This window comes from Micromonospora sp. MW-13 (assembly GCF_003434305.1).
Classification (GTDB): domain Bacteria; phylum Actinomycetota; class Actinomycetes; order Mycobacteriales; family Micromonosporaceae; genus Micromonospora.
Genome location: NZ_QKKX01000022.1, coordinates 75,086 through 83,222, shown reverse-complemented (window position 1 = coordinate 83,222; position 8,137 = coordinate 75,086). Strand labels below are relative to the sequence as shown.

Genomic DNA, 8,137 nt, shown 5'->3' with positions numbered 1-8,137 from the left:
AACCAGCACGTCGGTCACCTCCGGATCGGCAAGCAGGGGTGCCAGCGGACCTGCGCCGACGAGGTCGTCGTGCACCCGGCCGGCGATCCGGAGCACGGCGGTGTCGCCGAGAACCGCCGCAGCCGGCTCGGCGCGTACGGCGGAGACGACGGCGGCCGGGGTGACCGGGGTGGCCGCGGCGGCGAAGCGCTGGCGTACCCGGCTGGAAAGCTCCTCGCCGCCGACGGGCGCGGTCATGCCGCGCCTGACACGGGCAGGCCGGTCAGCTCGCCGACGATCCGCTGGCAGAGCGCCGCGAGCGGGCCTCGCCCGTCTGCGCCGGGTGCCTCACCCCGCTCCAGCCCCCGGCAGAGTCCCGGCTCCGGTCGCAGCGTGCCGGCCAGCGGCAGCCCCAGGGCGCGGGCCACCTCGACGGCCTTCAACCGCCCCGGGGCCGGGCCGCGTACGACGACGGAGAGCTGGGCGCAGTGCGGCGCGGCGGCGGCGACCACCCGGGCCGCCGCCGCAGTGGCCCGCAGCTCGGCCGGCACGACCAGGAATGCCTGGTCGGCGGCCTGCAACGCGAGCACGGCCGGGTCGTCGAGGTGTCGGGGCACGTCGGCCACGACGAAGTCCCGGCCCCGGCGCGCCGCCTCCAGGGTGGCCGCCATCGCCGGGGCGGGCAGGGCCAGCAGGTCCCCCCGATCCCAGGAGAGCACCACCAGGTCACCCCGACTGGGCAGGGCCCGGACCAGCGCCGGCGGGTCGACCCGCCCGTCGGCGTCGGTGAGCGCCGGCCAGCGCAGCCCTTCCAGTTGCTCCCAGCCGAGCACCAGGTCCAGCCCGCCGCCGAGCGGGTCGACGTCGACGAGGAGGGTGCGCAGTCGGGCCCGGGCGGCGGTGACGGCCAGTCCGCCCGCGAGGACGCTCGCCCCGGCGCCGCCCCGCCCGCCGAGCACCGCGACCACCCGGGCCGCGCCGTTGCCGGCGCGGTCCGGCGCGCACTCGGCGAACCGGTCCACCAGCCACGGCTCGGCGGCCGGGAGGATGGCGACGTGCTCGGCCCCGATCAGCTCGGCGATCTCCCAACCGGGGTCGAGCTGCCCGGACCGGCCCACCAGGACCATCCGTGGCCGGCGCGGCAGCCGCGCCCGCAGGCACGCCTGGGCCTGGTCGTTGCCGACCAGCACCAGCGGCGCCGGTGTCCAGCGGGATCGGGCCGCCGCCGGGTCCGCGGCCACCTCGGCCTCGGTGCCGCCGGCGGCGGCGAGCCGGAGCAGGTCGTCGAGCAGGTCGTCGTCCGAGGTCACCAGCAGGGGCAGCCGCCGGGGCGGCGGAAACGAGGTACGGGGTGGCATCGCGGCCTCCAGCAGTCGGGCTCGGGGGTGCTGCCGGAGAGCGTGCCGGGAATCAGCAGACCCTGCCGATGGCGCGCGCTCACCTGTGGACAACCGGGGTCCCTGTGGATAACGCCCGAAGGCCAGGTCGATCTGCTACGGCACCGCAGCCCGGAGCAGGTGGCGGGCGCGGAGGGTGGCGACAGGTTGCACCCGGCGAAATCACTGGCCCTGGGCATGTGTCGGTCGGCACCGGGGCAGTGGAGACGGCAGGGAGGCGAGGATGGCCGAATCGGCTCGCGCAGTGGCACTGGCGGCATTGGCCGACCGGTGGGATCGGGGATGCCCCATCGCCTCACCCAGCGACCGCGAGCGCCTGGTCGACGTCGGACTCCGCCGTTGGCACAGCTTCCATCGGCGGCACCCCGGCATCCGTCAGTCGTCGCCCGAGGCCAGGATCCGCGACCTGGTGCGTGGGTTGGTCGAGGCAGTCGAGCCCGATCCGCGCTTGGTCGGCGCCCTGGTCAAGGACAATGAGTGCGTCGCTGCGGCGATCGCCGCAGCCGCCGCTTCTTCGCCCCGGGCACCCTGACCGTCGCCGGTTCGGCAGGGCGTGGTCAGGGCGGCTTCGAGATCGGCGATGCCCACGGTCGCATCCGCGTCTAGCCGCGTCGCCTCCGGCCGACGGGTGGCGCCGTAACGTACCGCAGGCACGAGCGCGCCGCCCGTCGCGGATCTGCGACGGGCGGCGCGGTTGGCGCGTGACGTCAGGAAAGGGCCACGTTGCTGTAGTAGTAGTGCAGAATCGCCTGGTAGTTCTTGCCCGAGTTCGCGAGATCACGCGAGCCGTACTGCGACAGCCAGTCCCCGGTCACCCAGCCACCGCACGCGGTCGTGGTCGCGCAGTAGTGCGCCTGCAGGATGTTGCCGCTCCGGGTCATCCGGGCCGACCAGGTGCTGTCCACCGCAGAGGACGTCGACGCCTGCGCCGACGACGGCCGGTAGACCTGGTCGGCGGTGTCGTCACGGACGTCGTAGCACTGTCCGCCGGGAGTTTTCCGGGTCGAGTGCAGCGCCCAGTACCAGCCGTAGCTCTTGACGGCTACGGCACCGGCCTCCAGCGAGGCGTCCGGCCAGCTCGTCACCCACTCGTTCGGGAGGACGTTCTTGACGTACGTCTTGAAGTCGACCCGGTCGACTCGCCCGAGACCGACCCGGTAGACCAGGATAGTGCTCGGCAGCGTGCTGTTGGTGCCGTCGGTACTGCAGCCCGTCGGCCCGCCTGTGCTCAGCAGCTCGTGCGAGGCGTTGTTGTTCTTCAGCGTGGCGTTGAGGTTGCCCTTCGCCCCGGCCGCGAAGTCCTGGCTCGCACCGGCGAAGTTGCTGTTGAAGTAGACCCGCACGGTCTTGCTGGTGCGGTTCCACACCGACGCTGCATTGTTCTTCACGCACACGCCCTGGCCGTTGCCCGCACCCTTGAACTCGTAGCACGACGGCTGGGTCGTGCCGTAGTCGCCGAGCGACTCAGTAAAGTCCGAGATGGAGCCGGCCTCGTCGCTGTTGTAGTAGTAGCAGAACTCACCGCTGTCGCAGACCCCGTCCCGGCCGGCGGCGGATGCGGCGCCCGGCGCCACCGCGACGCCGACGAGCGCTGCCACCAGGACGGCCAGAATGCCCGAAGCTCTTTTCAGGATGGTCATCCGCAGCCGCCTCTCAGAAGTGGAGCAGGTGTTGGAGGTTGGCCTGGGCGCTGCTCCGGTGCGCGTGCGAGCGCATGCCGGGTCACCAGCTGCTCGGGACGTAGGCCCAGCCCAGGTAGTCGGACCGATCCCGGAACGAGTTGGTCTGGTAGACGCTCGGTCCGGTGCTGATGGCGCTGTTGCCGCCGATCGAGAGCATGACGTGCCCGGCCGACGTGGTGGACGTGAAGAACACCGCCGTTCCGGCAGGCGGCACCGAGCCGGTGTGAATGCGCCCGTTGTTCTTCTGCCAGTTGTAGTGCGTGAGCGCCGTGGCGAACCGGCCGCTGGTGCCGAACGCCCGCTCGACGAACAGCTCGCACTGGTTGTTCCAGTCGGTGTGCCCGAGCCGCGCCCTCGCGAACGCGACAGCCTCGGACGCGCGCGGGTCGGCCGGGTAGGTGCCGCCGCCGGAGCCGACGATGTCGTGCGAGGCGTTGTTGTTCTTGAGCGTGGCGTTGAGGTTGCCCTTCGTCCCGGCCGCGAAGTCCTGGCTCGCACCGGCGAAGTTGCTGTTGAAGTAGACCCGTACGGTCGTGCTGGTGCGGTTCCACACCGACGCGGCGTTGTTCTTCACGCACACGCCCTGGCCGTTGCCCGCACCCTTGAACTCGTAGCACGACGGCTGGGTCGTGCCGTAGTCGCCGAGCGACCCAGTGAAGTCCGAGACCGAGCCGGCCTCGTCGCTGTTGTAGTAGTAGCAGAACTCACCGCTGTCGCAGACCCCGTCCCGGGACGCCGCCGACGCCGGCGAGGCGACGCTCAGGATGGAGGTGGTCATGGCGAGCGCGGCGCCGACGACGGCGAGACTCTTGCGGATGTTCATGATGTCCTCTCTGAACAGTGGGCGATGGTTGGTGGATCGGGTCGGATGCGGGTCACTGCCCGCGCTGGTACTGCTCCCAGGTTTTGATCGGAATCCGGGGGCCGTCGTCCGGGCCACGGTTGGCCAGGCCGTTCATGCCGAGGTAGTAGTCGCCGGCCTGGTGCTGCGCCTGGCTGGACAGGTCCGTGTCGTTGATCGCCACGGCGTGGATGTGCCACGGCCAGTCACCCTGACTCGGGTTACGGACCCAGGCTGCGAAGCCGACCTGGCGTAGAGCCCGGACGACGGCGGTACGCGTGGCCGCGGTCATGCCGGTGACCGCGATGTCCACCACGCCCCCGCCGTCGTGCGTACCGGCCGACGTCGGGTCGCCCCCGGGGTTGTACGAGCCCTGCTCGAGCACCAGGGTGTAACCGAGCAGACGCTGGGCCTCGGCCAGCATCGCCTGAGTACGGGCGTCGACGACGTACCCGTCACGCTGGACCTTCGCGCCCGGGCCGATCGTGTTGCCGACGGTGTACCGATTCCGCCCGAGCTTCGTCAGCGACGTCGTGCCGGGCAGCCCGTTCGCGGCCAGGCCGGTGTAGCCGAGCGAGCGCTGGTAGGCCGCGTACGCCGAGACGGTCTCGGTGCCGAAGTAGCCGTCGACCCACTGCGTGTTCAGCAGCTTCTGGGCCTGGAGCGCCTGCTCGACGGCGAGCACGGAACTCTTCGCGCCCGGGGTCAGTGTGTGGTCGGCACGGCGGGGGTCGATCTGGGCGGCCAGGACGGTGGCCTCCATGTCCACGACAGGCCCCGCGGCCATGGTGACGGTCCGCTGCGCTGCGGCAGTCGGCGTCCCGGCCCATGCATGGGCCGGGACGCCGACTGCCACGCAGAGCGCGGCGAGCCCGACGGCTATCCAGGGACGGTGCATACTCGATCCTCCTCGTAGGTAGTGAGTCGCGTTCGGAACGAACATCACTCTGCGAGAAGGGGTCTGCTGTTCGGTACCCCGGCTGTCCTGTCAGATCCGTCAGGCCGTCACTGACCTCGGTGAATTTGGTGTTGTCAGCTTGGGTGGCACCCGGGATTGACATCGAGCATGCGCACCCTGACACCGGTCGGACGGCCGGGACCCGGGAAATCGACCGGGGCGGCGGCGTGGCGGGCTTGACCGCGGCTGCCGCCAGACGCACTCAGGCGATGACGGTGACCATGAAAAATATTGGCCGGCGACTGGGAAAGTAGGCCCGCCCGTGCTCGTCGACGATCTTCCAGCTGACCCAGCACTTCCCGGGGCGGCTCGGCGCGATGACCGGAACACTGATCATCACCTGCTCGCCGGGCGGCGTGTCGCCGATCGCCACCCGATCCGGCGCCCGGCAACCGTCATCGTCACCGGTGGGGTTCATCCGCGCGAGGAAGCGGTTGTGCCAGTCGACCGTTCCCACGTTCGCGAGCGCCCACACCTTCACGAAGTGGGCGTTCACCTTCACCCGCGTACCGTCGGGGATGGTGACGTCGGCGACGAACTGGCTCGAGTCGCCGGGAATCAACGCGTCCGAGAACCCTGCCGATGACGGCGACGCCGCCACGGCGCCGGAGCCGTCCGGGGACGACCGGCCGCGGACGGTGACGCCCAGGACGGCGACCACCGCCACCGCCACCGCGACGGCGAGCCACCGCAACCGGTGCCGTCGCGCACCCGTGACCTCGTCCTCCGCCGCCGCCTGCGGGTGCTCCGCGGCCCGCAGCGCGCGTTGGCCCACCGGCACGAGGTCCGAAGACGCGGCGACGCCGGGCACGGCGGGCCTACCGGCCGGCAGAGTGTCCACGGCGCGGGACGTCTCGGCGGCCACGACACCGGACGTCATCGTGTCTAGGGTGCCCCGAGTTTCGACCGTGGCCGAGGAATCGGTGCTGACCGGCGTCAGGTCGCCGTCCGGGACGGAGTGTCCCGTCCCCGGGCTCTGAGCGTCCTCCCATCGGCGTCGCCACTGGACCTCGTCCGCCTCGCAAGCCCGGACGAACTCGCGCGTGGTCTCCCACGAGGGAAACCTGGTCCCGGCGGCGGCCTCGTGCAGCGTCGTGTGCGAGATGCGGCCCGACCGCCCAGCCATCTTCCGGAATGACGGGTTGCCCACCCCGGTCCGCAGTGTTCGCAACTGATCGGCGAACCTCTCGGCGGCCATGGCGTCCTGAATCGACTCGGCGGCGGCACGCTGGTCTTCCATTCATCCCCCATGTCAGACGCCGTCGGCAGGTGTTGTCAGAGCGGTGTAAGAGGTACCGAACGGGCCCCGGCGGCCATCATCGTGATAGATGACGATACCGGGCACGACGGTCCCGGTACATTGATGGAGGTCACCGATGAAGAGCTTCTTGCGACGTAGTGTGCGCATCCTCGCGGTCGCCGGGCTGGCTGTGCCCGCGGCGCTGGCGTTCGCCGGACCCGCCCACGCCGAGACCAACCCACACTGCGGGAGTTCGGTGCAGATCGGCGCGACGGCGTACATCACCGTCGGCGGGCAGACCGCCGCATCGGTCAAGCAGTACAAGGGATGCGGCAAGAACTACGCATACACGTACGTGTGGCAGCGGCACCGGGCCGACCGGGGCGTTGTCCAGGTCGGCGCGTACCTGGTCAACCAGGGTCGTGCCCTCGTCGAGCAGGGCGGCGGCGAACGCCGAGTGCGCGCGCTGGCAGAACCGGCACTCGTTGCGACCGCAGACGTACGCGGTAGTCAGTTCCCGTTCCCAGGGGGTGGCGGGTGCGGTCCGTGCAGCAGCACCTCGGCCAGCTCGATCAACGGCTGGCCGGTCTCCGGCCGGAAGCGCAGCGGCGCAGGGGCGCCTGGGAAGGGGGCGGGCGGACAACCACCCGGCCGACCCGGTCAGTGGGTCGTCACCTGGGACGGAAGCGGACCGGAAAAGGGACGACCCCCGTCGGGGGGAGACGGGGGTCGTCGGGCGGTTCGGCTCCGGGGGGGTTGAGCCGAACCGGCTCAGCGGTCACGGGGGGTGCAACCGCCGAGGGCCTGCTTCGTACGACACGTGAATCCTCGTCGCAACCACAAGCATGCCTGAGCAGACCGGTATACGTCGAGTGGTGTCGCCTCCACTCAGTGCGAAATTATGTTCGGAGAGTGTGACCACCGTCACTGAGCGGCAGGGGTCATAGGGGTCGCCCCCAGGGTCGGGCCGGAGACCGTACCCCAGGCACCCGCCGACGATAGTCCATCGGGCTAGACTTTCGCGCCGTGGGCCGAAGTGCCGCTTTTTTCGATCTGGACAAGACCGTCATCGCCAAGTCGAGCGCCTTGGCGTTCGGTCGGCCGTTCTACCGGGATGGGTTGATCACCCGGCGGGACGTGGTCAAGTCGGCGTACGCGCAGCTGATGTTCCGGCTGGGTGGCACCGACGAGCAGACCATGGCCAAGACCCGGGACTACCTCGCCGCGCTCTGCAAGGGCTGGCAGGTGGAACAGGTCCGCCAGATCGTCGCGGAGACACTGCACGAGCTGATCAACCCCTACGTGTACGCCGAGGCGGCGGCCCTCATCGAGGAGCACCAGGCCGCCGGCCGGGACGTCGTGCTGGTCTCCGCCTCCGGCGAGGAGATGGTCCGGCCGATAGGCGAGTTGCTCGGGGTGACCGACGTGATCGCCACCAGGATGACGGTGGCGGACGGCCGCTACAGCGGTGAGGTGGAGTTCTACGCCGCCGGGCCGAGCAAGGTCGAGGCGGTCAGCGAGTTGGCCAGGCTGCGCGACTACGATCTTGCCGACTCGTACGCGTACTCCGACTCGATGAGCGACCGTCCGCTGCTGGAGTGCGTGGGCCACCCGAGCGTGGTCAACCCGGACCGCGCGCTGCGCAAGCTGGCCAGCGAGAACGCCTGGCCGGTGCTGGAGTTCCGGCACCCGATCCCGCTGGGCCGTCGGCTGCGGGAACGCCCCGCCGTCCCGGTCGCCGCGGCGGCCCTCGGCGTCGGCGTCGGGGTAGCCATCGGCATCGCCTGGTACGGCCGGCACCGCCGCACCCGCACCGCCCCGGTCGCCTGACCGACGCCCGGGGTCACCCCGCCGACCGGCGTCCACCGCGCCCGACCACCTCCCCGAGCGCCCCCCGCCGCCTGACCGGGCCCGGACGCGGAGCCCCGCCCGGAGCGGCCCCACCAGGGGTGGACCTCGTCCAGAACGGCCCGACCCGGGCGCGGGCCACCCTGGGGGCGGCCCGCCCGAGCGCGGCTGCGCCCCAGCGCCCCGCCCGAG

8 protein-coding genes and 1 pseudogene are annotated in these 8,137 nt (G+C 71.3%); 2 read left to right on the top strand and 7 right to left on the bottom strand.

Annotated elements, in window-relative coordinates; translation table 11 throughout:
- A pseudogene (locus C5N14_RS13655) lies at nt 1-237 on the bottom strand (pilus assembly protein CpaF); the annotation flags it as partial.
- Complete coding sequence (gene ssd / locus C5N14_RS13650) at nt 234-1,337, bottom strand: septum site-determining protein Ssd (RefSeq protein WP_117668459.1); 1,104 nt, start codon at nt 1,335-1,337, stop codon at nt 234-236. The pseudogene C5N14_RS13655 and the gene ssd, both read right to left, overlap by 4 nt.
- A 262-nt stretch (nt 1,338-1,599) precedes the next feature.
- Here ssd and C5N14_RS13645 point away from each other — a divergent pair, with 262 nt between their 5' ends.
- On the top strand, nt 1,600-1,908 hold the full coding sequence (locus tag C5N14_RS13645; protein WP_117668458.1) for a hypothetical protein: 309 nt from the start codon (nt 1,600-1,602) through the stop codon (nt 1,906-1,908).
- A gap of 175 nt (nt 1,909-2,083) precedes the next feature.
- Here C5N14_RS13645 and C5N14_RS32135 read toward each other — a convergent pair whose 3' ends face one another.
- The 5 genes from C5N14_RS32135 to C5N14_RS31750 all read right to left on the bottom strand — a co-directional run bounded on the left by C5N14_RS32135 (nt 2,084) and on the right by C5N14_RS31750 (nt 6,412).
- The gene (locus C5N14_RS32135) at nt 2,084-3,016 is read right to left on the bottom strand and encodes a SpoIID/LytB domain-containing protein (RefSeq protein ID WP_165878102.1); all 933 of its coding nucleotides are present in this window, start codon (nt 3,014-3,016) and stop codon (nt 2,084-2,086) included.
- Nucleotides 3,017-3,098: 82 nt separating this feature from the next.
- On the bottom strand, nt 3,099-3,881 hold the full coding sequence (locus C5N14_RS33090; protein ID WP_243639559.1) for a peptidase inhibitor family I36 protein: 783 nt from the start codon (nt 3,879-3,881) through the stop codon (nt 3,099-3,101).
- 52 nt (nt 3,882-3,933) lie between these two features.
- On the bottom strand, nt 3,934-4,797 hold the full coding sequence (locus C5N14_RS13630; RefSeq protein ID WP_117668457.1) for a peptidoglycan-binding protein: 864 nt from the start codon (nt 4,795-4,797) through the stop codon (nt 3,934-3,936).
- A gap of 262 nt (nt 4,798-5,059) precedes the next feature.
- Complete coding sequence (locus C5N14_RS13625; RefSeq protein ID WP_128763572.1) at nt 5,060-5,737, bottom strand: NBR1-Ig-like domain-containing protein; 678 nt, start codon at nt 5,735-5,737, stop codon at nt 5,060-5,062.
- Between the two features lie 372 nt (nt 5,738-6,109).
- The gene (locus C5N14_RS31750) at nt 6,110-6,412 is read right to left on the bottom strand and encodes a hypothetical protein (RefSeq protein WP_128763571.1); all 303 of its coding nucleotides are present in this window, start codon (nt 6,410-6,412) and stop codon (nt 6,110-6,112) included.
- A gap of 711 nt (nt 6,413-7,123) precedes the next feature.
- Between C5N14_RS31750 and C5N14_RS13610 the strand changes: the two genes are divergently transcribed.
- Nucleotides 7,124-7,927, top strand: coding sequence for an HAD family phosphatase (locus C5N14_RS13610; protein WP_117668455.1), 804 nt, complete (start codon nt 7,124-7,126; stop codon nt 7,925-7,927).
- Nucleotides 7,928-8,137 lie beyond the last annotated feature (210 nt).

What these genes read in the sequence shown, in the direction of transcription:
- ssd (WP_117668459.1), bottom strand. Translation starts at nt 1,337, where the DNA reads ATGCCACCCCGTACCTCGTTTCCGCCGCCCCGGCGGCTGCCCCTGCTG.
- C5N14_RS13645 (WP_117668458.1), top strand. Translation starts at nt 1,600, where the DNA reads ATGGCCGAATCGGCTCGCGCAGTGGCACTGGCGGCATTGGCCGACCGG.
- C5N14_RS32135 (WP_165878102.1), bottom strand. Translation starts at nt 3,016, where the DNA reads ATGACCATCCTGAAAAGAGCTTCGGGCATTCTGGCCGTCCTGGTGGCA.
- C5N14_RS33090 (WP_243639559.1), bottom strand. Translation starts at nt 3,881, where the DNA reads ATGAACATCCGCAAGAGTCTCGCCGTCGTCGGCGCCGCGCTCGCCATG.
- C5N14_RS13630 (WP_117668457.1), bottom strand. Translation starts at nt 4,797, where the DNA reads ATGCACCGTCCCTGGATAGCCGTCGGGCTCGCCGCGCTCTGCGTGGCA.
- C5N14_RS13625 (WP_128763572.1), bottom strand. Translation starts at nt 5,737, where the DNA reads ATGACGTCCGGTGTCGTGGCCGCCGAGACGTCCCGCGCCGTGGACACT.